The sequence below is a fragment of the Corynebacterium lowii genome, assembly GCF_001412085.1.
Classification (GTDB): Bacteria; Actinomycetota; Actinomycetes; order Mycobacteriales; family Mycobacteriaceae; genus Corynebacterium; species Corynebacterium lowii.
In genome coordinates, this window is sequence record NZ_LKEV01000004.1 from 175590 (window position 1) to 201766 (window position 26177).

Below are 26177 nucleotides of genomic sequence, written 5' to 3' on the forward strand. Positions count from 1 at the left end.
ATGAAGCGCGCGGAACTATGGAGCAATCTGCTCACCGGCACCTACGATTACCTGGCCCCGTACTATAACTTCCGGGAGTTCTTCCTTGGCGTCATGCTCGCCAGCCTGGCCGGTGCCACGGGAGCAGCCGCCTGGCTCTATTCCTCCGGCTGGTACGTCACCTTTATGACGGGCAATACCGAGCGCATGGTGCTAGAGCCTCTTCAGGGCAGCACGGGCGCGGGGCTGGCGGCGCTGAGCGCGGTGCTGGTATTCGTGATCGGGGCCTTTACCGCCACCCTGGCCCGCATTTATCTATGGTCGCAGGCCCGCCACGGAGCGATGGTGGTGACCACCCTGGCTATCATCGCGGCCTTCCTTTCCGATCTATGGCTGGGTGCGCAGCGCAATGAGCTCACCCCGATTCCCATTCTCTTCCTCGCCTTCGGCCTGGGGGCACTGAATACCTCTATTAGCAGACGCGGCCAGGTGGTCATGCCCCTTTCCTACGTCACCGGAACCCTGGTGAAGATCGGCCAGGGCGCCGCGCTGCACGTGGCGGGAAAGCAACAGTGGATGTGGTTCCCGCAGCTGGCCACGTACCTGGGCTTTGTATTCGGGGCCGTGCTGGGCGGGGTGGTATTTCACCGCCAGGGCGTTGATGATGCCCTCTTCCTCCTCGCCATCGGAGCGATGGTGATGACGGCGGTGACGTGGCGCGTGGATCACCCCTCCTTCTTACGCAAGGACGGGCACTAAAGCGGAGTGATTCCCGGCGTGGTTTCCGCTCCTGGGCAGCACCAAGCGCATAGAGTGGGAAGGCGTGAGCCCGCAACAACATGGTCGTCTCTCGGAAGAGATCTACGTGCGACGTCGCGTAGCCGCCGTCGTGGTGGTCATCGTGGTCGTAGCCGCCCTGATCTGGGCCGCCGTGGCTTTGGGCGGCAGCGGTGAAGAGAAACAACAGCCCACCGTGGCCCCGGCCGCTACCTCGGCGGTCCCCACCTCCGCCGAGGCGGAGAGCACGGGGGAGGAAAGCACCTCTGCCGAGGAGCAGGAATCCGAGGCCCCCACCGAATCGCGCAGCGAGGAACCCAGCGCGGAGGCCACCACGACAGCCGTGGCGGCGAACAAGCGCACCTGCGAGCTCAATGACCTAGAGATCACGGCCTCCACCTCCCAGGCCACCTTCAGGGCGGGGGATAAACCCACCTTCTATATGACGGTGAAGAACCCCACGGCTGCCGATTGCGAGATCAATCTGGACCAGGAGACCCTGCGCTTTGAGGTGTACTCCATGCGGGATAACTCCCGCATCTGGGCCGATGTGGATTGCAACCCCTCCGAGGGTTCGGGCAAGCGTACCTTCCCCAAGGGGGAGGAGCGCCACTTTGAATCCGTGTGGTCACGCACCACCTCCGCACCGCAGAAGTGCGAGGCCCGCTCCCCGGTGGAGGCCGGTTCTTATTACCTGCACGCGGTGATCGGCAATCACGCCTCCCCGGCGCAGCCTTTTAATCTTGCCTGAGAACCTCGCCTGAGTTTTACGCCTCCGTATCCGAACCAGTATCCAACCCCGCCGCTGCGATGGCCTCCGCCAGCGTGGTAGCGGGGTTGATGCGTAGGCCCGGCACCGTGATCTTTTCTCCGGCGGGCACCACGGCGCGCTTGTAGCCCAGGCGGGCGGCCTCCTGGAGGCGTCGCTCCAGCGAGGGCACGCGGCGTAGCTCCCCGGCCAGGCCCACCTCCCCGATGAACACGGTGCGCTGGGGCAGGGGCTTTTCCCGAATGGTGGATACCGTGGCCATCGCCACCGCGAGGTCCGTGGCGGGCTCTCCAATCCTCATGCCGCCCACCGTGGCCACGTACACGTCCTTGGTGTGGGTGCTGATGTGCGCCCTGGCGGTGAGCACCGCCAGCACCATCGGTACGCGGGCAGAGTCGAGGCCGGTAACCACCCGGCGGGGATTCTTTGCCGGGGAATCCACGGCCAGGGATTGCACCTCGGCCAGGATGGGGCGCACGCCGTCCATCGCCACGGTCACCGCGGAGCCGTCGGGGGTGTGATCGCGGTGGGAGAGGAAGAGCCCGGAGGGGTCGGGTACCTCCTGGATTCCCTCGGAGGTCTGCTCAAAGCAACCCACTTCATCGGTGGCACCAAAGCGATTCTTGATGCCGCGCAGCATGCGCAGGCTGGAATGGCGATCGCCCTCGAAGTTCAGCACTACGTCCACCAGGTGTTCGAGCACGCGAGGCCCGGCCACGTTGCCATCCTTGGTCACGTGCCCCACGAGCAGGATGGGAATGCCGGTGCTCTTAGCCAGGGTGGTGAGCGCGGCGGTCACCGCGCGGGATTGAGCCACGCCCCCGGCCACTCCCTCCACGCCATCGGCCTGCATGGTCTGCACGGAATCCACGATGAGTAGGGAGGGTTTTACCTGTTGGACGTGCCCGAATACCACGTCCAGATTGGGCTCGGCGGCCAGGAAGAGGGTATCGCGCACCGCGCCGGTGCGCTCGGCGCGCAGGCGCACCTGGCCCACTGATTCCTCGGCGGTGACGTAGAGGGCGGTGCGGGTGCTACCTTCCCCGCCAGCGCCTTCCGCATTATCGACGCCCCCTTCTCCCACCGGCTGCGCCGCCCACCGGGCCGCCACCTCTAGGAGCAGCGTGGACTTACCCACGCCCGGTTCTCCGGCCATGAGCACCACGGAACCGGGGACGATGCCGCTGCCCAGCACGCGATCTAATTCCCCAATCCCGGTGGGAATAGTGCGCGTGGCGTGGGCATTAATGGTGGTCATGGGTGCGGCGGGCGCGGTGGGCGTTAGTCCCACGACCCCGGAGGAAGAACCTCCACTGAGAGAAGCACTCCGCCCCCGCGTGGCCCCCGCCGCGCTCAGTGGTGCCGCCGTGACCTGCATGGAGCCCCAGGCCCCGCACTCGGGGCAGCGGCCCAACCACTTGGGGGAGGAGTAGCCGCACTCGGTGCAGGTGTGGATGCTGCGCGCTTTTTTCGCCATGCTTTAGCACCTTAGAGCATGGCCGTGGCGGGGCCGTGGCAGCGCTGTGACCACCGCTTTTAGCATAAGAAAACCGGGAACATCGTGGCGTGTTCCCGGCTGTGCTTTTAATGGGTTTTAGTGCTCCGCGTGCTCCGGGGCGTTCTCCCCGTAGCGGTCAAAGTCGCGGGAGACGGTGCCGGAATCCAGGTTGGGGGCGGAGATGGTAGCGGTGACGGGAATGGTGGTGGAATCGAATACGAACTCCACGTTGGTGTTGCCACCGGGGGCGAAGTTATCGTTCGCCAGGGAGGTAGCGGTGTAGTTGATGCAGCCCGCCCCGGAGTCCTTGTTCAGATCAGCGATACCGGCGGCGGAATCGGCCACCAGGCTGCACCCGGAATCAAGAGCCGGGGTCTGCTCCACGCGCACCGGCTTGCCGTTCACGCTCACGGATTGCAGGGTGTGGGCAACCCGGTTGGTGTCCTGATTGATGGCGGTGAACTTCAGCGCGGCCTCGCCATTACCGTTCTCGGGCACGATCACGGTGACATCGCGCACGGCCACGGTATCTTCTTCATTCTGAGCGGAAGCACCGTCAACGGCGGCAACCTGATCCGAAGTTTGGGTCACCTGGCCTGCGGAGCAGGAAGCCAGCACCAGCGCGGAGAGAGCGGCAGCGGAGATGACACCGCCGCGCCGGGCGGCGGACTTCAGGGGCTTCACGGGATTGTCCTCCATGCGATCTTGCGGAAAAACACAGTTAATACCCTCCACCCTAGCCTTTCTCACAGGCACGTCCTAGTTGAGTGAGGTAAGCAGGGGTAGCCATTGTGCGGAGAATCAGGGCGATGCCTGCGTGCTAATATGGTGTTTCTGCTATGCCCTCGCGGGGATCGCCTTCACGCGCGTTGCCCTCGGGCGCGCAATCTGCTCGCGTTTACCTCAGATACCTCAAGGAGTGGGGAATGGATTTTAAGGCCGGGGATGTCGTTGTTTATCCGCACCACGGTGCCGCTGTTATTGAGAGCATTGAGCAGCGCGAGATTGGTGGGGAGACGCTGGATTACCTCGTCCTCAAGATCAACCAGTCCGATCTGGTGGTGCGCGTTCCGGTAAAGAACGCCGAGCTGGTGGGCGTGCGCGACGTCGTGGATGATGAGGGTCTGCGCACCGTTTTCGGAGTGCTGCGGGAAACGGACGTGGAGGAGGCCGGTAACTGGTCTCGCCGCTACAAGGCCAACCAGGAACGCCTGGCCTCGGGCGATGTGAACAAGGTGGCCGAGGTGGTGCGCGATCTGTGGCGCCGCGATCAGGACCGCGGCCTTTCCGCTGGTGAGAAGCGCATGCTGGCCAAGGCCCGCCAGATTCTCGTGGGCGAGATCGCCCTGGCGGACACCGAGGATAAGGAGAAGGCAGATTCCTTCCTCAAGGAGGTGGATGAGGCGATTAAGCGCCACAAGGAGGCTGCCGGTATCTCCACCACGGACGCCGAGGTGAAGGACGATGACCTCGATGTGAACCTTGACGACCTCAACTTCGATGATGAGGACGAGGATTAAAACGCGCCGCAGGGTTACCGCCCTCGTCGCCGCGGCGGGCAAGGGGACGCGGCTGGGGGCGTCGATACCCAAGGCTTTTGTGACGCTGCGCGAGCGTTCGCTCGTGGAGCGTTCCGTTACTTCGATGATGACCTCGGGGATGGTGGACGAGGTGATCGTGCTCGTCAGCCCCGATATGGAGGATTACGCCGCGCGCCTCTTGGAGCGCCGGGGTTTGCTGCGTAACGGCGAGGTTCCCGTGCGCCTGGTGCACGGCGGCGGGGAGCGCGCCGATTCTGTGTGGCAGGGTATCCAGGCCATCGAGGAAAACGAGGGCGTGGTGCTCATCCACGATTCCGCCAGGGCGCTCACGCCTCCGGGGTTGGTGGCGCGGGTGGCGCGGGCCGTGCTGGCGGGCCACCCTGGGGTGATCCCGGTGCTGCCGGTGGCCGATACGATTAAGCGTATCGACGCCCCCGCGGGCTCGTCGGTAGTGGAAACCCCCTCGCGGGCGCTGTTGCGGGCGGTGCAAACCCCCCAGGGCTTCGATCTGGGGGTGCTGCGGGAGGCGAACCTCGCCTATTTTGCGGAGGAGAACCCCTCTTTTGAGGCCACCGACGATGCCTCGCTGCTGGAATGGCATGGATACCCGGTGCTGTGCGTGCCGGGCGATCCGATGGCCTTTAAGGTGACCACGCCGATGGATATGATGCTGGCGCGCACCATCGTGGATGAGGCGGAACCCACGGTGTTTGAGGTGCCGGGAGGAGTGCGATGATGATTCCCCGCGTGGGTATTGGTACGGATGCTCACCAGATTGAGGAGGGCAAGCCCTGTTATATTGCGGGGCTGCTTTTTGAGGGTGCTGCGGGCTGCGAGGGGCATTCGGATGGGGACGTGGTGAGTCATGCCCTGGTGGATGCGCTCCTTTCTGCCGCCGGGCTGGGTGATATTGGCACCCTGGTGGGTGTGGGTCGCCCGGAGTACGCGGGGGCCTCGGGAGTGCGTTTGCTGCGCGAGGCTGCGGCGGCGATTGAGGGGGCCGGATATACGATCGGCAATGCCGCCGTGCAGATGATCGGGCAGACCCCCAAGATGGGGCCGCGCCGCGAGGAGGCGCAGCGGGTGCTCTCTGAGGCGGTGGGTGCTCCGGTATCGGTATCGGCCACCACCACCGACCACATGGGTTTTACCGGGAGCGGTGAAGGCCGCGCGGCGGTGGCCACGGCGGTGGTATGGAAAGCCACTGAAGGGGCATAAGGAAAACTGCTTAGTTCCCAGAACTATATTATTTTGTTTAGCGGGGAAACGATTATGTGGGATTGTTCTACAATCCTGTGAACAGCGGCTGGTGGGAGATACTTTCGCGTATGTAGGAGTTTGATTGTGGTAGCCGTGCGGTGCTGTGGGCAGGATTTATATTCTTGCGCGGTGTTCCGAGGGGGCGCTCCGATAAGGTGTATGCAGATGCTATTTCCTGTGGGTGCAGGGCGTTTTCCGGGGCTTCTCCCCGAATAGGATGACGCAAAGTCAGGGGGGGGGGGGCTTTCGTGGCAGTAGTGGTATTAATTTTCTTCTTCCGTTATGCTTTGGTGTATAGCGTCAGACATCTGATTAGGTGGAGGCTGCAACCTATTACACTTAGGTTTGGCTCCCGCAAGTAAGTGAAAGAGTGTTAAGCAATGCCCCTGACCCTGCATGCCAGGACCCCTTCCGCTGCGCTGACTGCAATGGAGGGGATTAAGGAATATATCCGTTCTAACCAGCTCGCTCCCGGTGATGTGCTGCCCTCCGAGGCTACGCTGTGTGAACAGTTGGGCTACTCCCGCTCTTCCATTCGTGAGGCAATGCGTATTCTCGCCACGCTCGATATTGTTGAGGTGCGCCACGGCTATGGCACCTACGTATCGCAGATGTCACTGGAACCGCTAGTCAACGGCCTGATCTTCCGCACGGTATTGGAAGCAGAGCGTTCCTTTGACGGCCTGATCTCCCTGGTGGACGCCCGAGAGGCCTTGGATATATCCCTGGGCCGTCAGCTCATCGCGGCCTTGGACGAGCAAACGGAGCGCAAGCTGCGCGTGCTCGTGGATACGATGCGTGAAAACAATGACGGCGATGTCTCCTTTGCCGAGCAGGATCAGGAGTTCCACAACCTCCTCATGGCTGGAGTATCGAACCCCCTGATCCAGGAGCTCACCGAGGTATTCCGGCGTGTGCACACCGCCGTGGCTCCCGCCCTTGGTCTGGATCACAGCCATAGCGTGCAGAACACCGCTGATACGCACGTGGAGATTCTCGATGCCCTCCATGATGGAGACGTGTTGGTCTATGAGGAGGCCGTGCGCAAGCACTACCAGCCGCTGCGCACGATGATCGAGGAGCAGGCGAAGGCGCGGGGATTCTCCCAAGAAGAGCCCTAAACCCGTGAGAGCCGTGCGGGCTACAGTACGGGTATGACTCAACCAGCGGGCCTTGTAGGCCGCATCATTACCGCCGAGCGGGAGTATCCCCACGCTCGGCTCAGGTGGGATAACGGGTGCGTCGAGAGCATTGAGGAGCTTTCCGGACCCGCCCCACGCGATTGCCCCACGGTGATTCCCGGATTGGTAGACGTGCACAATCACGGCGGGGCGGGCGGGGCCTTTCCCACGGGAAGTAAGCAAGAGTGCCTGCGCGCCGCGCGTTTTCACCGCTCCCAGGGCACCACAACCATGCTTGCGAGCTTGGTTTCCGGGCACGAGGAGGAACTGCGCCGCCAGATTATCCTGCTGCGTGAAATGGTGGAGCAGGGGGAAATCTACGGGATTCATCTTGAGGGGCCCTTCATCAACTCCGCGCGTTGCGGGGCGCAGGCCCCCAGCCGTATTCAACCGGGGGACCCCGCCATGCTGCGCCGCCTCATCGCGGAGGCGGCGGGCACTATCCGGCAGGTGACCCTTGCCCCGGAGACGGACCACGCGGCAGAACTCATGGACATCTGCGCGGCACACGGAGTGATCGTCTCCTTTGGGCATACCGACGCCCCCTATGAGGTCGTGCGGGAGGCCATAGCGCAGGCTCGGGGCAAAGGGGCCACCGTGACGGCCACGCACCTCTTCAACGGCATGGCCCCGCTGCACCATCGCGCGCCGGGGGCGTCGGCAGCCCTGCTTGAGGCCGCCGCCCGCGGGGAGGCCTGGGTGGAGGTGATCGCGGACGGGGTGCACCTGCACGAGGGCACCGTGGATATGGTCACCGCGGCGGCACCCGAACGTACCCTGGCGGTGACGGACGCGATGGAGGCCGCCGGAATGTCCGATGGCACCTATGAGTTAGGCCCCCTGACCGTGGAGGTGAGCGGCGGCGTGGCGCGCCTGGAAAGTACTGGGGCGGAGCCCGGAGCGATCGCGGGAGGAACGAGCACCCTGCTGCAACAGTTTTTGAGCTACCGGGAGCGCCACGGGGCCGTGGCCGCCGTGCGTTTTACCTCCACCCATGCGGCGCGGGTTCTGGGGCTGGAAGATCGCGCGGGGGACCTGCGCCCCGGCATGCCCGCGACCTTCGTGGTGCTCGATGAGTCCGAGGGCATCGCTACGCAGGTGTGGTGTGAGGGGCGGCGCAGCGTCTAGAAAATCGCGCTAAAAATGTAGGGGCAGGATAGATTCCGAGTAAAGGAGCCATTCATGGAAATCCTCATGAGGGAAACGCCCCAGGAAGTAGCCCAGCAGGCCGCTGACATCATCGGCGGCTACGTGCGGGAGGGTTCCACGCTCGGCCTGGCCACCGGAGCAACGCCGCTGGGAACCTACCGCGAGCTTATCCGGCGGCACCGGGAAGAGGAACTGAGCTTCGCGCAGACTCAGATGTTCCTGCTCGATGAATACATCGGCCTGCCCTATGACCACCCGCAGAGCTATCACGCCACCATTCGGCGCGAGTTCACCTCGCACATTGACGTTCATGATGAGCACGTGCACGCCCCCGCCGGCATGGCCGAGGACGTTATTCGTGCCACGGCGGACTACGAACGCGATATTGAGGCCGCCGGAGGTATTGACCTCCAAATCCTGGGCGTGGGCACCAACGGGCACATCGGCTTCAACGAGCCGGGAAGTTCGCTCAATTCGCTCACCAGAATCAAAACCCTGCACCCGCAGACGGTGGCGGATAACGCGCGCTTCTTTGAATCCCAGGAGCACGTGCCCGCCCAGGTCATCACGCAGGGGCTGGGTACTATTCAGCGCGCCCGCCACCTGCTGCTGCTCGCCACCGGCAAACACAAGGCTGAGGCCGTCAAACGCCTGGTGGAAGGGCCGCTGGCGGCCTCCTGCCCGGCGTCGATACTGCAATGGCACCGCCACGCCACGGTGCTGGTGGACGCGGAGGCCGCAACGCTGCTTCACGACGCCGCCTACTACCGCTACGTGGAGGCGCACAAGCCGTCTTGGCAGCGCTACTGAGGCGTTACACTGAAAGGCGTGACTTTAAGCCTTTATGACACCGGTACCCGCAGCCTACGAGAGTTCACCCCCTTGCGCGAGGGAAAGGCCAGCGTGTACCTGTGTGGTGCCACCCCGCAGGCGCAGCCGCACATCGGGCACGTGCGCTCCGGCGTGGCCTTTGACATTCTGCGCCGTTGGCTGCTGGCCCAGGGCTATGACGTGGCCTTTGTTCGCAACGTCACGGACATCGACGATAAAATCCTGACCAAGGCCGCCGAAAATAATCGCCCCTGGTGGGAGTGGGTGAGCACCTACGAACGTGAGTTCACCTGGGCCTATAACCAACTGGGCGTGTTGCCCCCCTCCGTGGAGCCGCGCGCCACCGGGCACGTCACCCAAATGGTGGAGTACATGCAGCGGCTTATCGACGCCGGTTTTGCCTACGCCGCCGAGGGCTCCGTGTACTTTGACGTGGCGGCCTGGGTGGCCGCCGAGGGCTCCGATTACGGTGCGCTTTCCGGCAACCGGGTAGAAGAAATGGAGCAGGGGGAGACGGAGAACTGCGGCAAGCGCGGCCCCCGCGACTTCGCCCTGTGGAAGGCCGCCAAGCCCGGCGAACCCGCCTGGCCTACTCCGTGGGGTGCTGGCCGCCCCGGCTGGCACCTGGAGTGCTCCGCGATGGCCACCTATTACCTGGGCGGGGAGTTTGATATTCACTGCGGCGGGCTGGACCTGCAATTTCCGCACCACGAGAACGAGGCCGCGCAATCCCACGCCGCCGGTGATGGATTTGCTCGCTACTGGCTGCATAACCACTGGGTGACGATGGCGGGGGAGAAAATGTCCAAATCCCTGGGCAACGTGCTCTCCGTGCCGCACATCCTCACCCTGGTGCGCCCCGTGGAACTGCGCTATTACCTGGGCAGCGCGCATTATCGCAGCGTGCTGGAATACTCCGAGGAGGCCCTACACGAGGCCGCAGCCGGTTACCGCCGCATTGAGGACTTTCTGCGCCGCCTGGGTGAGGTGGAAGCGGGCACCCGCCCTGAGACTTTCGACGCCGCCATGAACGAGGACCTTTCCGTGCCTCGCGCCCTGGCGGAGATTCACACCGCCGTGCGCGCCGGGAACTCCGCCCTGGCCGCGGGGGAAGAGGAGCGCGCCCGCGAGATCGGCGGCCAGGTGCGGGCCATGACCTCCGTGCTGGGCATTGACCCCTACGACTGGGCTGAGGGGCAGACGGGTGCCGGTGCGGAATTGCACGAGGCATTGGATATTCTTGTGCAGGCAGAATTGGAGAGGCGCGCCCAAGCGCGCGCCGAGAAGAACTGGGCCGTGGCCGATGAGGTGCGCGATCGCCTTGCCGCCGCTGGCGTAGAGGTGACCGATACCCCCGAGGGGCCGCAGTGGTCACTGCGCGCCCGGAACTAAACGGAGGAATACATGGCTGGAAACGATAAGCGGCGCGGCGCCCTGCGCAAGAGCAACAAGAAGGGCGCCACCAAGGGCTCCGGCGGTCAGCGCCGCCGTGGCCTGCGCGGCAAGGGGCCTACCCCCAAGGCGGAAGATCGCGTGTACCATGCCGCCCACCAGCGCAAACTAGAGCGCGAGCGGCGTAATTCCGGGAGGCACGTGCGGGAGAACACCACCGAACTGGTGGTGGGCCGCAACCCCGTGGTGGAGTGCCTGCGCGCCAAGGTACCCGCCACGCAGCTGCTGGTGGCGATGGGCACCGGCCACGACGATCGCCTCTCCGAGGCCGTGGCTATTGCCAACGCGCGCGGTATCTCCGTGGTGGAGGTGCAGCGCCAGGAGCTCGATAAGCTCACCGGCAATACCCTGCACCAGGGCATTGGCCTGCAAATACCGCCCTATGAGTACGCGGACGTGCACGATCTCATCGCGGGAATCAAGCAGACCGGGGAGCCCGGCATGGTGGTGATCCTGGATAACATCACCGACCCCCGCAACCTCGGCGCGGTGATTCGCTCCACGGCGGCCTTTGGCGGCCACGGCGTGATTATCCCGGAGCGCCGCTCGGCCTCCGTGACGGCGGTCACCTGGCGTACCTCTGCGGGCACGGCGGCCCGGCTGCCGGTGGCCCGAGCCACCAACCTCAACCGCACCATCGAGGAGTTCAAGCGCTCCGGCTATCAAATTGTGGGCCTGGAAGCGGGCGGCGAGCACACCCTGGACACCTACGATGGCGGCACCGATCCCGTGGTTATCGTGATCGGCTCCGAGGGTAAGGGCCTTTCCCGCCTGGTGCGGGAGAACTGCGACGTACTGATGTCCATTCCGATGGAGAAGTGGGTGGAATCCCTCAACGCCTCCGTGGCGGCGGGCGCGGTGCTCTCCGAGTTTGCCCGGCAGCGGCGTGTGGCGGGGTCTAACTAAGAGCGCTCAAACCAAAAAACTCCGCCGCCACCTCAGCCCCCACCACGGCGGTGGTGCCGGGGCCGAGTGTGGCGGGCGCCTTCTTCGGGGAGGGCACCACGTGGCCCACGCCGTGAAGAGTCCACAGCTGCACGGGTGGGTGAGCGCCGTCGTCCCAGGTATCCACGTCCACTCCGGGATGTGGGTGGGAGGTATCGGGGATAGCGGTGCAGCCATTGAGCCCGGCCCAGTAGGCCGCCCCGGCAAAGGCGGGCATCATCTCGCCCCGGGCGGAACCTTGAAGTTCCACCCGCCCGCCCTCGTAGGGGGTGATGGGGTCGGCGGTGCCGTGCATGAACATCACGGGGGTGGACCGGTAGGCGGCCGTGGAAACCATGAGGTTGGACGGTGCCGGAGGGGCGGCGGAGAAGATAGCGGCGGCGGTGAGCAAGCCCGGGGCGTCGAGAAGCAAACGCAGCACCATGTGGCCGCCGTTGGAGTAACCGCAGGCGAAGGTGCGGGCGGGGGCGAAACTATCGACGATCGCGCGCAGGAAGGCCACATCATCCACGGCCTCGCGGCGGCACTGCTCGTCGAACTCGCGGCGGGCGTCGTTGAAGTGATGGCCGATGCCGTCTGGGTAGACGAGGATGGTGCCGGTGCGCTCGGCCATTGCGTCGAAGGTGTGGGCGGTGAAGTGTGGGGAAACGCGCCCCGACTGGCGGGAGCCGTGGAGGTAGAGCAGGAGGTCGGCGTTAACCGGGGTGCTCTTAGGGAATACCACGTGGTAGCGGCGCTGCTGGCCGTGAACGTCGAGGGTGCGGGCTTCCATGAGCCATGATTTTAAGCCTGGTGACGGCACCCTTCTAGCCGAGCGGAAAAGTTTTATTCCTCCCCACAGTGGTGAGGGGAGTAATCCTGGGCGCGCACCTCATCGCGCTGCACGCGGCGGCCCTGCCACCAGCCGATAACGCGGCAGAGGAGGTAGATGGCAAAACTGATGCCCGTGACGAATACCGAGACCGGCAGGCCCGGAGCCAGGGAGAGCACCAGTCCGCCCACGGCGGCGATCTCCGCGAACACCACGGAGAGCACCACGGCACGCAGCGGGGAGGCGGTGACCTGCACGGCGGCCGCGCCGGGGGTAATCAGCAGCGCCATGACCAGCAGTGCGCCCACGATCTGCACCGATTGAGCGGCGGCCAGGCCCACGAGCACAGCAAAGCCCACCGAGACCAGGCGCACTGGAACCCCGCTGGCGGCGGCCATGATGGGATCGGCGCTGGCAAAGAGCAGCGGGCGCCACCACAGCGCCACCGCGCTCACCACCAGGGCGGTAATCAACCCCAGCGCCCACACCGAGGCCGAGGAAACCCCCACGATCTGCCCGGTGAGCAGGGTGAGCGCGGTGGAGGAATTGCCGGGGTAGAGGTGGATGAAGAGCACCGAGAGCCCCAGGCCAAAGCTCATCACCACGCCAATCGCGCTATCTTGCTGCCCGCGCAGGCCCAGCACCGCGAGCACCACCGCCGCCACGATGGAGCCCACCACGGCCCCGGCCCCGATATTGAGCCCGGCCAGGAGCGCGGCGGAGGCACCCATCAGGGCTAACTCGCTGGTGGCGTGCACGGAAAAAGACATCTGCCGCACCACGATGAGTGGGGCCATGACCCCGGAGAGTAGCCCCAGGAATGCGGCGGCTAGGAGGGCCTGCTGCACGAAGTCCACGCTGAGCAAATACTGAGTATCGGCAAGAAACATTTACATCACCACCAGGCGGCCATTGACTTCCACCACGTCCACGCGCGAACCGTACAAAGCGCTCAGGGTCTCCGAGCGCATCACCTCCGCCACCGTGCCTACCAGGTGCCCATTGGGGGCGAGGTAGAGCACCCTATCGGTCACGCTCAGCACCGGATTAATGCTGTGCGTGACAAAGACGATGCCCGCGTTATGCTCGCGCCGGTAAGCATCCAGGCGCGCCACGGTGGCGGCCTGGGTGGCGGGGTCGAGGCTGAGCAGGGGTTCGTCGGCAAGCACCACCTGGGGCTCACCCGCCAACGCCTGGGCCTGGCGCACCAGTTGTTGCTGCCCACCGGAGAGGTGCCCCACGCGCAGCTCCGCCAGCCCCGCCGCACCCACGGCGGCTAAAGCCTTATCGACGTCCCCGCGCCGCGCACTGCGCCCACGCACGGTGCCGTGGGCCATCGCCAGGGAGACGAGATCGCGGGCGCGCAGCGGGAGATCGGAGGGGAACATGCGCTGCTGGGGGATGTACCCCACGCGGCCGCGTACGTCCACGCTGCCCGCGCTCAACGGGCGGGTGCCCATGATGGCGGCGAGCAGCGTGGACTTACCCACGCCGTTAGGACCGAGCACGGTGAGGAACTCACCGGGGCGCACGGCGAGGTCCAGCCCCTCCCATAACGGGGAGACGGCGGCGCGGGAGAAGGCGAGAAGGTCAGACAACGAGCATCACCGGAATAATCACAATCTTGTACACGAGGGCAATAGCAAAGGTAGCGGTATAGCCGGACATGATGCGAGAATCCGACGCATTTTGGAGCGCGTATTGCAACACCGCAGGTTGGCCCAGCAGCCCAGACATGCCGCCATTGGCGCGGGTGGAGGATTGCCCCATAGCCCAAGCCATGAGAAGGAAGGAACCCGCACCCATCAAACACACCGCGGCGGCCAGGGCGATGGCGCGCAGCCCATCCATGCTAAAGGCCGTCTGCGCGAAGGCCGGGCCGGAGGCCGTACCCACCGCCGCGAGAAAGAGCATGAGACCAAACTGCCTCAAAGTGTAATTGGCGGTGCGCGGCAACTGCCAGGCGGTGCGCCCGGTGCGTCCCAGGGAGCCGAGCAGAATACCGGCCAGTAGTGGCCCGGCAGCGGCACCCAGGGTAAAAGAGGAGCCACCGGGCAGCGGAACCTCAATGAGAGCCAGCAAAAAGCCCACCACCAGACCACCAGCGGCGGCGATCCAATCCAATTCGGAGAAATCCTGAATGGAATCACCAAGATAATTGCGCACATCTTCTGCGCGCGAGGTAGGCATGACCATTTCCACAATATCCCCGGCCTCTAAGGTGCTCTCATCGGTGGGGAGCAGGGTTTCATCGCCGCGGCGAATACGCACCACCTGAGCCCGGTGCTTATCATAAAGCGGAAGATTAGCAATGGTATTACCGGCAATGTCCTTATTGGATACCCGATAATGCTGCACCGTGAGATTACCGCCCTGCTGGGTGGAGACGGGGCCTAACCTACGCCCCAACACCGCGATGAGGTGCGGCAGGGAGGCCTTGGTGGTGAGCATCACCACCGTATCGCCGCGCTCGATGGTGGTGGGGTCGGTGGCCACTTTGGTGCGGCCACCGCGCCGGATGGTGCACAGGCGGAACTGATCGGCCCATTGCTCATCGAGGGCGCTCCAATCCGGCTCCTTGGTCACGGAGATACGCACCAGGCGCAGAATCTTCTCATCGGGGTTTTCCTGATCGCGCGAGGCCCGCCAATTGCTGCCGATGGTGAAGGCCACCAGCAAGATCGCCAGGATCACTCCGGTGGGATAGCTCAGGGAATACCCCACGGCGGGGCTATCGGAACCCGTTTGCTCCTGGGCCAGCGAAAGGGAGGGCGTGGAGGTGAGCGCTCCGGCAAAGACGCCCAGGGCCACCTCACGGGCAATGCCCAGCAGGCCGGAGCCGACGATCGCGGTAACAGCGGCGAGGGTCACGGCAATCAGGGAGGCGAACATCATGCCGAGTTGTTCGCGCATATCCCTAAAGAAGGTCTCGCCTGCCTCTAGGCCGAGCATATAGACGAAGAGGCCCAGCCCTAATTCCTGGAAGAGGGCGAGGGATTCGGCGGGGACATCCACGAAGGGGCCGATGGCCAGGCCCATGAAGAGCGCTCCGGCGGCCCCGAAGCGCAGCGGGCCAAAGGGAATGGCACCGAAGGCCGTCCCCACCGTAATGACGATAAAGAGGGTGAGCAGTACGTGTCCGTCGAGAAAATGTAGCACTGCTTAATACTAAATCAGTTCAAAGTTATTGACCGCTTGGGTAAGAAAGTCTAGGGTATCTTGGTTTTCGGCGGGAGTTTCCGATACCTCTACAATTATTATACCTTTATCCTCGGCGGCCTGGCGGATGCGCTTGGTCATATCCGTGGCGGTTTGTGGGTTATAAACTAAAGCGTCAATTCCGCCCTCATTAATAAGGTCGAGGAAAGCTGCGAGGTCGGCGGCGGAGGGTTCGCTCTCTGCCAGGGTGGCGTGGCGATACCCCTCGGGAGTGACCTCTTGGAGGGGGGAATCCTCAATGAGGTAATCGGCAATGGGTTCGGTCTGGGCCACGCGGGCATTGGGTAGGGCTTCTAGCCTTTTCTTGAGCTCCGCCAGCTCGGACTGGATGGGGGCGGCATTGGCCCCATCCACGCGCTCCGCAATCTCCTGGGCCACCTTGGAGAGGGAATCAACGTCAAACCAAATGTGCTCGTTTTCTATCTCCTCGCCCCCGTGTTCCTCCCCGTGATCGTGGGAGTGGGCGGTCAGTGGCAGGGCGTGGATCACCTGGGCGTCGTCAAGCCCCTCGTAGAGCCAGGCATCGTAGCCCCCGCCGCCCACGACGGTGAAGGTGGCGTTGTGAGCGCGCGCGAGATCGGCGGCGCTCGGGCTGAAGTGGTGGGGGTCGGTGACGTTGCCGGTGATGATCGAGGTGACCTCGGTGCCGGTGCCCTCGGTGACGCTGCTCGCCAGGCTGCCCCACACGGAGGTAGAGGCCACGATGGAGGTGGCGCCGGAATCGTCGGCGTTCTCAGTGTTCTCGGCGGCGCAGGCGCTCAGGGTGAGGAGGCTTAGGCTGGCGAGGGGGAGAGTAAGGCGGCGGGAAAGCATGGGATTTAGCTAACCCTTATTGCAAACGGATGTCAATATGGGAATCTGTTGAAAATCCTACGCTGTGCGGTGCCGCAGCAGAGAAACCCCAGAGACGGCGGCCGTACCCGCTCCCGCCAGCAGCAACGTAGCGGTGGGGCCGAGTACTCCCATCACGGGTGCGCCCACGATATAACCGAAGAGCATGGCGGAGGTATTGATCGAGCCCATCGAGGAGAGCGCCTTGGGCTGCACTTCCTGCGGGACGTGCTGGGAGACGGTGAGCCGCAGCGCCGCCACCTGCACGGCATTGCAGGTGCCCGCGATGAAGAAGCCCATGGCAGCAATCACGATATTTCCGCAGACAGCGGCCACAAAGATTCCCGTGCCCATCACCAAACCGCAGAGGTTGAGCGTGCGCAGGTGACTACCCCGTGCGGGGTCGTTGCCCAGGCGGCCCGAGACCCGAGCCCCGAGGATGCGCCCCACGATGAAGGCCTGCATGAGCACCGCATAACCCAGGCCACCGGCGTGGAGTACATCGACGGCGAAGAACACCAGGGCGACGTTATAGAGCGAGGTGAAGATGATGGCGAACCACAGGGATTGCAGGGCCGCCCTGGTGGTGCGATTGCGCAGGAGCAGGGCGGGGGCCTGAGCCACCTGGGCGAGGAAGCTGGGTTTCTTTGCTGGCGACGCCCCGGGCTCTACGGGAGCTGCTGGGAGAGTTGCCGCGGGAGCTGCCGGGGGCGTCGGCGGCGGGGTGGCAGAGGTGAACGCCATGAGGATCGCCATGCTCACCAGGCAGGCCGCCATCTCTAGCAGAAAGGCGCCGCGCAGCGAGAACACCTCCACGAGGAGACCACCTAGGGCGAGCCCGGCGAAGTTTCCCGCCAGGCGGCCGGTATCCATGCGGGAAAAGGCCACCGCCGCACCCTTGGCCTCCAGCCCCTCGGCCAGGGAAAAGAGCGCGGGCACGGCCACGCCCGCCGTGGCGGAACTGATGAAGGTGCCCGCCACCAGAAGCACGGGCTGCGGCCAGGCGATGAGCACGAACAATACGGCCATATCCACGCAGAAGGAGGCCAGCGCGATGTGCTTTTGGGGGTAGCGGTCAAAGAGCGGCGCCAGGAGCGGGGCGGCAAAAATCTGGGCGACGGCCCCGGCCACCAGCGTCCCGGTGACCGCCCAGGCCCCCACCCCTGTGGCGGCAAAGTACACCGCCACGGCTACCGAAGTGATGGAACCGCAGAGCGCGCTGAGAAAGTAGGCGCTGGCAAGGGCGAGGGGAGCGAGGCGGTGGGGCATGGGGTTGGTTTTTCGGAGAGGGGATAGATAAGGGGGAAGTGTAAACGGGCGCGGTGGGCCGCGCTGGCGTTTGAGGAAAAAGAAAACGCCCCGTCCCGCCCCCGTGCTAGCCTTCCCCTATGCCCCGCCGGAATACCTCCAAGGCCACCTTGGCCTCTATTGCTGCTGAATTGGGGGTTTCCCGCACCACTGTTTCCAATGCCTATAACCACCCCGAGCAGTTATCCCCCAAGCTCAGGGCGAAGATTCTGGCCGTGGCGCGGGCCAAGGGATATAGCGGCCCCGACCCCACCGCCCGCAGCCTACGCAGCGGGCACGCCGGGGCCATCGGCGTGGTGCTCACCGAGGACCTCACCTACGCCTTTGACGATCAACCCTCCGTGGACTTCCTCGCTGGGGTGGCGGAGGCCTGCGCGGATTCGGAGACCTCGCTCACCCTCATACCCGTGGGCGCCCATGCCCCGCGTCGCACGAGCCTGGTGGCCGGGGCCTCCGTGGACGGCTTCGTGGTCTATTCCGTGGCCGAGGACGACCCCGATTTACGCGCCGTGCTCGCCCGCGGTTTGCCCACCGTGATTTGCGGCCAGCCCACCACCATTGAGGACGTGCCCTTCGTGGGCATCGACGACCGCCGCGCCATCCGCCCTGCCGCCCAGGCCCTCGTGGAGGCGGGGCATAGGCACGTGGGAATCCTGGCGATTCGCCTGCACCGTGACCCCGTGGACGGCTTTATCGACCAGGCCGATCTTGACCGCGCGAGCCTTCACATTCAGCGCGACCGCGTGCTCGGCGCCCTGGACGTTTTTGCCGAGGCCGGGCTGGATACCGCCGCGATTCCCGTGGTGACCAGGCATATTAACGACGCCCCCCGCGCCTACCAGGCCGCGCAGCAACTGCTCGAAACCCACCCCGAACTCACCGCCGTGCTGTGTACCACCGACTCGATGGCCCACGGGGTGCTCGCCTATGCCGCCGACCACGGCCTGCGCGTGCCCGAGGACTTATCCGTGACGGGCTTTGACGGCGTGGCCGCCGCCTTGGAACGCGGACTCACCACGGTGATCCAGCCCAACCGCATGAAGGGCGTGGCGGCGGGAACAGCCCTGCTCGAACAAGTGAGCACGGAGGCGAGCTGGGAACACACGGCGGGAGAACCCCAGCGAACCATCCTGAGCACGGAGTTCTATCCCGGCCGCACGGTGGCACCGCCGCGCCACTAGCCGAGGTAGGTGCGCGCCCCCAGAGCCATGGCGAGTTCCCGGCTGCGCTGAAAAATCTCCGGGCAGAGATCTTGAGCAAGAAGCCGGGCAAAGGCGCTATCCTCCCCGGCTGCCTCCACAGCCGACGCCGTGGCGGCGGTGAAGCGCGCCCACGCTTGGGAGGGGTGGGCGGCCTCGGCGGAGATGAGCGGGGCGAGCAGATCGCGGGTGTGGGCGTCCCACTGCTCCGGGGTGGCCTGCACTAACACGGCGGCCAGTTCCGCCGCCGCGAGGTGGAAGTGCTGCGCGGGGTTGAGCGTGGCGACGTCGATACGCTCGGCGCGGGCGCGCGCCAGGGCGTCGAGAAGCTCCCCGACTTCTTGAATATCGGCCACGCGGGTGTTCGCGGCGGTGTCGCCCTGGCCGACCTTGACGGAGAGATCGCCGCTGCCCATCACCTCAAAGCCGTGTTCATCGGTGGTGTCATCGCCCAGGAACACCGTGGCCTGGGGCTGCCAGCGCTCCATCTCGCCGCGCAGCCAGGTGCCCTTGGTGGCGGTGGAAACGGAAAACTCCACCACGCGCTTGCCCCAGGTCACGTGTGTGCCGCGCGGATCGAGTTGGGAGACCTCATCGAGCAGGCCGCGCATGACCTCCTCGTCACGCACCCGAATGTAGTGGAATACCCGCTGGTAGGGCTTGTATTCCACGAAGGCCCCCTCCACTCCCTCGCAGAGGGCTTCCAGCTCGGCCGCCAGGGCGTCGAGAGCCGCGCGCTGCTCGGGGCTGAGCTCCGCCTCGTGGCGCTCCGGCTCCGCGCCGTGGGAGCCCACCCGCGCGATGGGGGGCTGCGTGGGGCATACGACGTCCAGTTGGGCGAGGTTGCGCCCGCTCAGAATCACCACGCGGGTATCCGGCATACCGGCCAGCGCTGATAGCGCCGCCACGGAGGTGCGATTAACCGGGACGTTCATGGGGTCCTCGCTGATACCGGCGAGGGTGCCATCAAAATCGCTGACGACGAGCAGGCGCGGGGCCTGGGCTGCGGAGGAGACGGTGTTGTGGAAAGACATGCGCCCCACGCTACCTTTAGGCGGCGTTGGTGGTGAGCCGGATGGCGGGGGCGTCCACCTCATCGGAGCGCTGCGTGAGCACCAGCTCCGCCTCCGAGGGCTGGGCGATGGTGAAGTCCCCGCGCAGCAGATCGCGCAGCGTGGCATCCGTATAGGCCGCCCCGCCCTGGCAATCCTCGCTGCGATCCTCAAAGTCCACCTGCTCAAAGGCCACGGTATCGGCGTCCTGGGCGGGGGAGGATTCCCCATCCTTGGTGAAGTTCACGATGCCCTGGATGCGGGAACACCCCGTGGAACCCGCGATGGTGCCCTCCCCGAAGGAGAACATCGCCAGGCCCGCCGCGCTGGCGGGGAGATCGCCGCTTTCTGTGGGATCGAGATACAGGCCGGTGACCTGCCAGGTGGGACCCACGACCGCGCTGTGTTCCTGGGCACAGGCAGCGAGAGCGGTCGCGGCGATGGTGGCGGCGAGGGTGGCTGCCTTTGCAGGGTGCTTCTGTCTCGTCTGCTTCATCGCGGCTCCGCGGTGGGGGTTGGGGTGGTTGCTTGGGTGCCGTGCTCTTGTGCGGCGGCCTCGTCTAGGCTGCTCAGGAAGGCACGTGCCCACAGGTTGACATCGTGCGTGTGTACCTGCTGGTGCATGGCCTCCATGCGGGCGCGGGTCTCCTGCGGTGTGGTGCGCAGATCGCTGGCGGCGCGGTGGATGCTGCGCTTGATCGCCTCCAAGTCAAAGGGATTGCACAGGTAGGCCTGGGGAAGTTCCTCGGCGGCCCCGGCAAACTCGCTGAGCACCAAGGCGCCGCTGCCATCGGGGTGCGCGGCCACGTACTCCTTAGCCACCAGGTTCATGCCGTCCTTAAACGGGGTGACCAGCATAATATCGGCTGCCGCATAGTAGGTGGCCAGCGTGGACTTGGGCACCGAGCGGTGCAGGTACTCCACCACGGGTCGCCCTGGAGTGCCGTGCTGGCCGTTAATCCGGCCCACCGCCTCTTCCACCTTGGAGCGGGTGCGGCGGTAGTGCTCGATCCGCTCGCGCGAGGGCGTGGCGATCTGCAAGAACACCGTCTTGGGTGGTAGGGCACCGGCGGCCAGCAGTTCCTCGTAGGCGCGCAGGCGCTGCAAGATGCCCTTGGTGTAATCCAAGCGGTCCACGCCCAAGATGATGAGGTCGGGCTCTCCCAGGTCGCGGCGCAGCGCGGCAACCTTTTCGGGCTCGGGTTGGGGCACGGAGGCGACGTCGATAGAGATGGGGAAGGCACCCACGCCCACCTGGCGGCCGTCGGGAGCCGTGACATGGGCGTTGATTGCGCGGGTGGCTACCTCGCCGCGAATATGCAGGGTATCCGGCTGGCCCGTGTGCGAACCGGCGGCACCGGAAACCTGCGCGGCCAGGGTGAGGAAGTTCCGCGCATTGTCCTCTAGATGGAAGCCGATCACATCGGCGCCCAGCAGCCCGCGCACCACCTCTTCGCGCCAGGGCAATTGACGGAAAAGATCGGGGCTGGGGAAAGGAATGTGGAGGAAGAAACCGATGGTGAGGTCCGGGCGCATCTGGCGCAAAATACCGGGTACCAGCTGCAATTGATAATCCTGCACCCACACGGTAGCGCCCTCGGCAGCCACGTGCGCCACGGCCTCCGCGAACTTGAGGTTCACCTCCCTATAGGCGGCCCACCACTCGCGGTGGAACTCCGGGGTAACGATGAGATCGTGATACAGGGGCCACAGGGTTGCATTAGAAAAGCCCTCGTAGAAGTCCCGATAATCCTCGGCGGAAAGCGTGACCGGGTAGAGCAGCACTCCCTCATCGGTGCGGAAGGGCTCGGGGGCCTCGTCAATCACCCCAGGCCAGCCCACCCAGCAGCCCTGCTGGCTCTCTAGCACCGGGGAGAGGGCCGCCACCAGACCGCCGGGGCTGGGAACCCAGCGCGGCGAGCCGTCCTCCGCCCGCTGCATATCCACCGGCAGGCGGTTAGCCACCACCACAAAATTATTGTTGCTTTCACCCATGCGTTTAAGGCTAGTCGCTTTTGCTCAGCCCCGCCCTATGAGGTGGCGGCTTCGATGAACCTCTTAGGAGGTTTTCTTTGCCGTCTTTTTTGCGGTGGTCTTTTTGGTGGACTTCTTAGCTGTGGTTTTCTTTGTGGTCTTTTTGGTTGTCTTTTTTGTAGTTTTTTTGGTGCTCTTCTTAGCCGCAGTCTTTTTGGTGGTTTTCTTCGTGGACTTGCGGGTGCGCTTGGTGGCCTTCTTCGGCTCCGGCTCCTTGTACTCCTCCGCGAACTTGCGGTGCACCAACCCCGCGGGCTCCACGCCCAGCATGGACATCAGCGTCACGCCGTCAAGCATATTTTCGGCATAACTCGCCACAATGCGGCGGGCGGCAGCGGCCGTCTCCTCCTCGACCCGGTGCAGGGTCTCGGCGCTTGGGCGGGTGTCAGTAACCTTGGGCGGCACGAATCCTCCTGGTGCGTGGGGCTAAATACTCAGGCACATCATTCTACGCTATGGGCGGGGCACGTGCCCTTATCGGTGTTTGCCGGGGCTTATCGACGCCACTTAGCGACGCCGCGCGCCCCGGCGTCGCAACTGTTGCCGGGCCTGCTGAGCCTGTTGGAGCGTGGCCCGGCCTGCGACCTTGAACCCGCGATAGGGGTTGAAGCGTTGCGGACGGCGCACGCGCCGCGCGATCCATTCACCAAACACCACGCCCGCTGCCAGACCACAGGAGATAGCCAGCGCCGTGGCGATATTGGTGAAGCCCACCAGCATTTGCTCATTCAAGGCGGCGTACATACCGCGATATACCGCCAGGCCAGGCAGCATGGGCGTAATACCGGCAATCGCGATAATCAGCGGCGGCACCTGGAAACGGCGTGCCAGAAGGCCACCGGCAAAGCCGATAATCACGGCGGCCATCGAGCCGGCCATCACCGTGGAAACGCCCATCGGCACGAAAAGGAAGTAATAGAACACCGAACCCGTCATGGCGGTAATGCCGGAAAGCAATACCGCCGACCACTCCGCATAACAGGCAATGGCAAACCCCACGGAGGCCGCCGTACCCGCGAGAACCCTCACCCCCGGCGAGGCCGGATTAGGGGCAGCCACCGATTCCATCGGTGGCAAAGAAATACCCACGTAGGAGGATAATTGCAGGCCAATAGCCACGCCCGCCACGATGGCGCCAGTGAAAAGGAGGGTTTCAAAGAAGTGCGCGCTGGCCGTCACCGGGGCGCCGGTAATGCCGTCTTGGAGAGATTGCACGAGCGTTAAACCGGCCAGCATCACGATAATTCCCGAGGCCACAATCTGGCTGGGCCGCAATTCCACCCCAAACTCCGCCGCTGCGGCGTAGGAAAGAGCCGCGGGAATAGTGGCCATAACGCCGCCAATGACGTTTTGGAAAAACACCGGTAGGTGGTGCTTGGTCAAAAAAAGGCTCATCGACATGATGACGATGGAGGTGATAAAGGAGATAACACCCACCAGCGGAGTACCGCCCAGCAGCATCGACACCGCGCCACCCATGAGGCCCCAACCAAAGATCGAGGTCGCCGGGCCATAAGCCGTGGGCTGGGCCTCGATTTCATCGAGAATCCGCTCCGCGACGTCGGGAGGCGTAGCACCCGCCTGAATGGAACGGATCAGCCGGTCCACCGCCGAGAGCTTGGAAAAGTCCGTGGTCAGCGTGCGCACCACGCGAAACACCGTCACCGGAGACTTCCTGGTGGTGCCGATGTGCGTGGAAACGGTGATGTTATTCATCGTGATGTCCACGTGGCACCACCACAGGCCATAAGCCGAGGTCACCGCGTGCATCTGCGCCTTGGTATCGCTATTCGACGTCCCGGAGGACAACAAAATATCCCCAATGCGGGCGGCAAGGTCCATCACGCCCGCCACCTGGTTATAGTCCGTGAGATCCACGGGGGCCAGGGGGGAGGGCGGGGGAGCGGCCTTGGCGGTATCAATCGTGGCTGCGTGCGGGGACTGATTGCGCCAGTTGCTCAGACGTTCGCGGATATTTGGCACGCTCACACAACCTTTCTGGGCTCACGGGTGGTTCATGGGTGCTAGGTGCTTGCAGAGCGTGGTGGTGAGACCAGTGCGCAAGCGACGGTGGAAGAAACTTTAGCGGGGCACCGGGGCGGCTGCATAGGGGCAGGTGAGATGGGTAAAAGGGGTGTGGGTAGAGAGGTGGACTCGGCTATCCTGTACCATCTTCCACAACGCTGTTGCCGAGAGTGCTCGGCGGTGTTGTTGCTGGAGTGGCGCAATTGGTAGCGCAACGGTCTTGTAAACCGTAGGTTGCGAGTTCAAGTCTCGTCTCCAGCTCCAAGGGGGAAGCCAGGGGAGCTGAGGGGGAAATTATGCCTGGTAGTAGAAAAACATTGGGGGAGAACGTTGTAGTTGAAGAGCCGACATGGCTTAGGTGGATTGCGTCATGTCCACAGGCACTTCCTCCACTGCTGATGAGTTTGGCGGCTATTCCGGGTGCCTTTATTCGTGAAACTGATGGGCACCTTGATTGGTGGTGGCTGGCGCTAACGGGGCTGATGATAATTACAGGTGGAACTCTCACGGCTATGAGAATGGGGCGTGAAGAGAAAGTGCAGAAGAAAATGGATGAGGAAACTCGAAGGCGCCTCATGGAAGAAGGGGAAACGTATGAGTTCTATCTAGAGCAAATAGGTGTTGCGATATATCTACTGGTTAATGGTCTCATGGCGACCACTCCATCATCTTTGAAGGTGCAGATGGAGATTGTACGTAAGTCTATTCTTGGCTTGATTCGGAGTTATCTTGGCCCGGAGACGGTAGGGGTGCGAGCCAACCTCTTTATCGTCGATCGCGTGGACCCTCCGCGCCTTGTGGCCTGGGGATGGGGCCATGAAGGTGGTAGTGGAACCCCGTCGCGGAGAGTATTTGAGCCGGGGGATAAGACCTTTGACTTAGCCCTTCGGAAGTATGAACGATATGAACCCGATACCGCCCACTTGCCGATGGCGGAGCGCTCTCATCGGGGATATGGTTCGTTCGCTACATATCCAGTTTCAAGTAATGATAAATTGTTTGGAATCGTGACGATAGACGCGCCGCGCGCTAATGATATTCAACCATTAGACGTGGTTCTTCTGGGATACTATGCGGGAATGTTGGCAATTACTTTTTCTGTTGTGAAAGATACACCTGCAATAGATCGCAGGTTGGGGTGTATGATGTGGGGCACTGGTCGTGACGCAGAGGAGGGCAACGGCAATGCGTAAACGCTATAGGGGAACGGACGCGCTGTACACGGAGAAGGTGCTTCTGCTTCAGGCAGACCCGGAACGATACTTCAGGGAAAATCCCAAACCGCAGTCAGGGTCTAGGGGTGCCCATTGGTTCTACAAGGAGGAAAGCTCCGAGGTGAGCCGATAGTCCCGGTGGCTCACCCCGCTAAGTCGCCTTCACTACCCACTCATACAGCCCCTCCCACAGGTCCTTGCTCTTGCTCCTAAAGAAGCCCATGTGCCCAATCTCCTTGGCTCCAATAGAAGCCGGGCTAATATCCCGCTTTTCCACGCTGGCTCCGGTGAGGCGACGCAGCAGAACGTCGGAGGCCTCCCTGGTGGCCCAGGGGTCGTCGTTCAGCACAATAGAGAGCACGGGCGCGGTGACCTTGGCAAAGCGCTGGGGGAGCGGGGTGCCTTGGTCGGGGAAGTTCGGATCGTCGAAGAAGTATTGGGGCATGCGCGTCCAGTGTCGCCATTGGAGCATGATGCCGGCGGGTACGGGCTTGCCCATGCCGATCTTGTCCACGGGAACGTAACCCAAGAAGCGGGCCGTGAGCGGGGTAAAGACGTTGAATACGAACCCCACTTTGAGTCGTTCTGGGAGGGGCGGAATGAGCCGCGTAATTCCGGCGTGGCTGGCCACGAGTGCGATGGCGTCTACGGGCTCGTCCTGGAAGGAAACGAGCTGGCCGTGTCCGCCCACGGAGTGTCCAATGGCGACGATTTTGCGGTCGGGGTAGCGTGAGCGCAGGAAACGGTTGGCGGCGGGGACGTCGCAAAGCATCCAGTCGCTCATGCCGATGTTTTTATCTTTGTAGTCGCTGGGCAGGGCGGATTCGTTGGTGCCGCGATAGTCGTAGGTGAGCACGGGGATTCCGTGGTCAGCGAGGTATTGTGCGCAGGCGGCGTAGAGGCCCTTGTGGACGCCGGTGGCGGGGTGAATGACTACGGCGGGCAGTGTAGTGTCCTCGTGTTCGGGGAGGAAGAGTTGGGCACTGAGTTCGCGGTTGTCTGAGGTTGGGATGGAAGCGCGCATGGCCTGCATGTTATCAGAATCACTAAATATGGGAGAGAGTTTCGCCCAGCACACTGGGGATGTACTAGACGCGAGCTA

Annotated in this window: 26 protein-coding genes and 1 tRNA gene; 13 read left to right on the forward strand and 14 right to left on the reverse strand. The window is 63.9% G+C overall.

Annotation, left to right across the window (positions count from 1 at the left end):
• Both Clow_RS07530 and Clow_RS07535 read left to right on the forward strand, forming a co-directional pair.
• Positions 1–738, forward strand: a complete 738-nt coding sequence (locus Clow_RS07530; RefSeq protein ID WP_055178175.1) for a YoaK family protein — start codon at positions 1–3, stop codon at positions 736–738.
• 64 nt (positions 739–802) lie between these two features.
• Positions 803–1507, forward strand: coding sequence for a hypothetical protein (locus tag Clow_RS07535; protein ID WP_055178176.1), 705 nt, complete (start codon positions 803–805; stop codon positions 1505–1507).
• 16 nt (positions 1508–1523) lie between these two features.
• Here the strand turns inward: Clow_RS07535 and radA are convergent, their stop codons facing one another.
• Complete coding sequence (gene radA / locus Clow_RS07540) at positions 1524–3002, reverse strand: DNA repair protein RadA (protein ID WP_055178177.1); 1479 nt, start codon at positions 3000–3002, stop codon at positions 1524–1526.
• A gap of 117 nt (positions 3003–3119) precedes the next feature.
• A complete protein-coding gene (locus tag Clow_RS07545; protein WP_055178178.1) occupies positions 3120–3722 on the reverse strand; it encodes a hypothetical protein in 603 nt (200 codons plus the stop codon).
• A gap of 227 nt (positions 3723–3949) precedes the next feature.
• Here Clow_RS07545 and Clow_RS07550 point away from each other — a divergent pair, with 227 nt between their 5' ends.
• The 8 genes from Clow_RS07550 (at position 3950) to rlmB (ending at position 11343) form a co-directional block, all read left to right on the forward strand.
• On the forward strand, positions 3950–4543 hold the full coding sequence (locus tag Clow_RS07550) for a CarD family transcriptional regulator (protein WP_055178179.1): 594 nt from the start codon (positions 3950–3952) through the stop codon (positions 4541–4543).
• The gene (gene ispD / locus Clow_RS07555; protein WP_055178180.1) at positions 4527–5300 is read left to right on the forward strand and encodes a 2-C-methyl-D-erythritol 4-phosphate cytidylyltransferase; all 774 of its coding nucleotides are present in this window, start codon (positions 4527–4529) and stop codon (positions 5298–5300) included. The genes Clow_RS07550 and ispD overlap by 17 nt, the downstream gene beginning before the upstream one ends.
• Complete coding sequence (gene ispF / locus Clow_RS07560; protein WP_055178181.1) at positions 5300–5782, forward strand: 2-C-methyl-D-erythritol 2,4-cyclodiphosphate synthase; 483 nt, start codon at positions 5300–5302, stop codon at positions 5780–5782. The genes ispD and ispF overlap by 1 nt, the downstream gene beginning before the upstream one ends.
• A gap of 422 nt (positions 5783–6204) precedes the next feature.
• The gene (locus tag Clow_RS07565; protein WP_055178182.1) at positions 6205–6945 is read left to right on the forward strand and encodes a FadR/GntR family transcriptional regulator; all 741 of its coding nucleotides are present in this window, start codon (positions 6205–6207) and stop codon (positions 6943–6945) included.
• Between the two features lie 33 nt (positions 6946–6978).
• Complete coding sequence (locus Clow_RS07570; protein ID WP_055178183.1) at positions 6979–8133, forward strand: N-acetylglucosamine-6-phosphate deacetylase; 1155 nt, start codon at positions 6979–6981, stop codon at positions 8131–8133.
• Positions 8134–8187: 54 nt separating this feature from the next.
• Positions 8188–8964, forward strand: coding sequence for a glucosamine-6-phosphate deaminase (nagB, locus tag Clow_RS07575; protein WP_055178184.1), 777 nt, complete (start codon positions 8188–8190; stop codon positions 8962–8964).
• A gap of 18 nt (positions 8965–8982) precedes the next feature.
• Positions 8983–10377 (forward strand): cysteine--tRNA ligase, encoded by a 1395-nt coding sequence (cysS, locus tag Clow_RS07580; protein WP_055178185.1) that lies wholly within the window; start codon positions 8983–8985, stop codon positions 10375–10377.
• A 12-nt stretch (positions 10378–10389) separates the two neighbouring features.
• The gene (rlmB, locus tag Clow_RS07585) at positions 10390–11343 is read left to right on the forward strand and encodes a 23S rRNA (guanosine(2251)-2'-O)-methyltransferase RlmB (RefSeq protein ID WP_055178186.1); all 954 of its coding nucleotides are present in this window, start codon (positions 10390–10392) and stop codon (positions 11341–11343) included.
• Here the strand turns inward: rlmB and Clow_RS07590 are convergent.
• From Clow_RS07590 to Clow_RS07615, 6 genes are read right to left on the reverse strand one after another with little or no spacing between them, the layout of a single operon-like run.
• Positions 11336–12154 (reverse strand): CE1 family esterase, encoded by an 819-nt coding sequence (locus Clow_RS07590; RefSeq protein WP_055178187.1) that lies wholly within the window; start codon positions 12152–12154, stop codon positions 11336–11338. The two genes, rlmB and Clow_RS07590, sit on opposite strands and share 8 nt — an antisense overlap.
• A 53-nt stretch (positions 12155–12207) precedes the next feature.
• On the reverse strand, positions 12208–13083 hold the full coding sequence (locus tag Clow_RS07595) for a metal ABC transporter permease (RefSeq protein WP_055178188.1): 876 nt from the start codon (positions 13081–13083) through the stop codon (positions 12208–12210).
• A complete protein-coding gene (locus Clow_RS07600) occupies positions 13084–13791 on the reverse strand; it encodes a metal ABC transporter ATP-binding protein (RefSeq protein WP_055178189.1) in 708 nt (235 codons plus the stop codon).
• Positions 13784–15352: an aspartate:alanine exchanger family transporter gene (locus Clow_RS07605; RefSeq protein WP_055178190.1), complete on the reverse strand. Its 1569-nt coding sequence runs from the start codon at positions 15350–15352 to the stop codon at positions 13784–13786. Before Clow_RS07605 ends, Clow_RS07600 begins: the two co-directional genes overlap by 8 nt.
• 9 nt (positions 15353–15361) lie before the next feature.
• Entirely contained in the window at positions 15362–16225 is an 864-nt protein-coding gene (locus Clow_RS07610) for a metal ABC transporter solute-binding protein, Zn/Mn family (RefSeq protein ID WP_055178191.1), read from the reverse strand.
• Between the two features lie 57 nt (positions 16226–16282).
• Complete coding sequence (locus Clow_RS07615) at positions 16283–17512, reverse strand: MFS transporter (protein ID WP_055178192.1); 1230 nt, start codon at positions 17510–17512, stop codon at positions 16283–16285.
• Between the two features lie 119 nt (positions 17513–17631).
• On the opposite strand from Clow_RS07615, the gene Clow_RS07620 reads away from it, so the two are divergent.
• Positions 17632–18732 (forward strand): LacI family DNA-binding transcriptional regulator, encoded by a 1101-nt coding sequence (locus Clow_RS07620; RefSeq protein WP_055178193.1) that lies wholly within the window; start codon positions 17632–17634, stop codon positions 18730–18732.
• On the opposite strand, the gene otsB is transcribed toward Clow_RS07620, so the two are convergent.
• The 5 genes from otsB to thrE all read right to left on the reverse strand — a co-directional run bounded on the left by otsB (position 18729) and on the right by thrE (position 23819).
• Positions 18729–19784, reverse strand: coding sequence for a trehalose-phosphatase (otsB, locus tag Clow_RS07625; RefSeq protein ID WP_069724596.1), 1056 nt, complete (start codon positions 19782–19784; stop codon positions 18729–18731). The two genes, Clow_RS07620 and otsB, sit on opposite strands and share 4 nt — an antisense overlap.
• Before the next feature lie 16 nt (positions 19785–19800).
• Positions 19801–20298, reverse strand: a complete 498-nt coding sequence (locus Clow_RS07630) for a hypothetical protein (protein WP_055178194.1) — start codon at positions 20296–20298, stop codon at positions 19801–19803.
• Positions 20295–21797 carry an alpha,alpha-trehalose-phosphate synthase (UDP-forming) gene (locus Clow_RS07635; RefSeq protein WP_055178195.1) on the reverse strand — a complete coding sequence of 501 codons (1503 nt, stop codon included), beginning with the start codon at positions 21795–21797 and terminating at the stop codon, positions 20295–20297. Before Clow_RS07635 ends, Clow_RS07630 begins: the two co-directional genes overlap by 4 nt.
• A 63-nt stretch (positions 21798–21860) precedes the next feature.
• Positions 21861–22241, reverse strand: coding sequence for a hypothetical protein (locus Clow_RS07640; protein ID WP_055178196.1), 381 nt, complete (start codon positions 22239–22241; stop codon positions 21861–21863).
• 102 nt (positions 22242–22343) lie between these two features.
• The gene (gene thrE, locus Clow_RS07645) at positions 22344–23819 is read right to left on the reverse strand and encodes a threonine/serine exporter ThrE (protein ID WP_055178221.1); all 1476 of its coding nucleotides are present in this window, start codon (positions 23817–23819) and stop codon (positions 22344–22346) included.
• A gap of 230 nt (positions 23820–24049) precedes the next feature.
• On the opposite strand from thrE, the gene Clow_RS07650 reads away from it, so the two are divergent.
• Both Clow_RS07650 and Clow_RS07655 read left to right on the forward strand, forming a co-directional pair.
• Positions 24050–24125, forward strand: a tRNA-Thr gene (locus Clow_RS07650).
• A 32-nt stretch (positions 24126–24157) separates the two neighbouring features.
• Entirely contained in the window at positions 24158–25054 is an 897-nt protein-coding gene (locus Clow_RS07655) for a GAF domain-containing protein (RefSeq protein WP_156334761.1), read from the forward strand.
• Positions 25055–25226: 172 nt separating this feature from the next.
• Here the strand turns inward: Clow_RS07655 and Clow_RS07660 are convergent, their stop codons facing one another.
• Positions 25227–26099 (reverse strand): alpha/beta hydrolase family protein, encoded by an 873-nt coding sequence (locus tag Clow_RS07660; RefSeq protein WP_055178222.1) that lies wholly within the window; start codon positions 26097–26099, stop codon positions 25227–25229.
• Positions 26100–26177: the final 78 nt, after the last annotated feature.

What these genes read in the sequence shown, in the direction of transcription:
- Clow_RS07530 (WP_055178175.1), top strand. Translation starts at nt 1, where the DNA reads ATGAAGCGCGCGGAACTATGGAGCAATCTGCTCACCGGCACCTACGAT.
- radA (WP_055178177.1), bottom strand. Translation starts at nt 3,002, where the DNA reads ATGGCGAAAAAAGCGCGCAGCATCCACACCTGCACCGAGTGCGGCTAC.
- Clow_RS07545 (WP_055178178.1), bottom strand. Translation starts at nt 3,722, where the DNA reads ATGGAGGACAATCCCGTGAAGCCCCTGAAGTCCGCCGCCCGGCGCGGC.
- Clow_RS07550 (WP_055178179.1), top strand. Translation starts at nt 3,950, where the DNA reads ATGGATTTTAAGGCCGGGGATGTCGTTGTTTATCCGCACCACGGTGCC.
- ispD (WP_055178180.1), top strand. Translation starts at nt 4,527, where the DNA reads ATGAGGACGAGGATTAAAACGCGCCGCAGGGTTACCGCCCTCGTCGCC.
- ispF (WP_055178181.1), top strand. Translation starts at nt 5,300, where the DNA reads ATGATTCCCCGCGTGGGTATTGGTACGGATGCTCACCAGATTGAGGAG.
- Clow_RS07565 (WP_055178182.1), top strand. Translation starts at nt 6,205, where the DNA reads ATGCCCCTGACCCTGCATGCCAGGACCCCTTCCGCTGCGCTGACTGCA.
- Clow_RS07570 (WP_055178183.1), top strand. Translation starts at nt 6,979, where the DNA reads ATGACTCAACCAGCGGGCCTTGTAGGCCGCATCATTACCGCCGAGCGG.
- nagB (WP_055178184.1), top strand. Translation starts at nt 8,188, where the DNA reads ATGGAAATCCTCATGAGGGAAACGCCCCAGGAAGTAGCCCAGCAGGCC.
- rlmB (WP_055178186.1), top strand. Translation starts at nt 10,390, where the DNA reads ATGGCTGGAAACGATAAGCGGCGCGGCGCCCTGCGCAAGAGCAACAAG.
- Clow_RS07590 (WP_055178187.1), bottom strand. Translation starts at nt 12,154, where the DNA reads ATGGAAGCCCGCACCCTCGACGTTCACGGCCAGCAGCGCCGCTACCAC.
- Clow_RS07595 (WP_055178188.1), bottom strand. Translation starts at nt 13,083, where the DNA reads ATGTTTCTTGCCGATACTCAGTATTTGCTCAGCGTGGACTTCGTGCAG.
- Clow_RS07610 (WP_055178191.1), bottom strand. Translation starts at nt 16,225, where the DNA reads ATGCTTTCCCGCCGCCTTACTCTCCCCCTCGCCAGCCTAAGCCTCCTC.
- Clow_RS07615 (WP_055178192.1), bottom strand. Translation starts at nt 17,512, where the DNA reads ATGCCCCACCGCCTCGCTCCCCTCGCCCTTGCCAGCGCCTACTTTCTC.
- Clow_RS07620 (WP_055178193.1), top strand. Translation starts at nt 17,632, where the DNA reads ATGCCCCGCCGGAATACCTCCAAGGCCACCTTGGCCTCTATTGCTGCT.
- otsB (WP_069724596.1), bottom strand. Translation starts at nt 19,784, where the DNA reads ATGTCTTTCCACAACACCGTCTCCTCCGCAGCCCAGGCCCCGCGCCTG.
- Clow_RS07630 (WP_055178194.1), bottom strand. Translation starts at nt 20,298, where the DNA reads ATGAAGCAGACGAGACAGAAGCACCCTGCAAAGGCAGCCACCCTCGCC.
- Clow_RS07635 (WP_055178195.1), bottom strand. Translation starts at nt 21,797, where the DNA reads ATGGGTGAAAGCAACAATAATTTTGTGGTGGTGGCTAACCGCCTGCCG.
- Clow_RS07655 (WP_156334761.1), top strand. Translation starts at nt 24,158, where the DNA reads ATGCCTGGTAGTAGAAAAACATTGGGGGAGAACGTTGTAGTTGAAGAG.
- Clow_RS07660 (WP_055178222.1), bottom strand. Translation starts at nt 26,099, where the DNA reads ATGCGCGCTTCCATCCCAACCTCAGACAACCGCGAACTCAGTGCCCAA.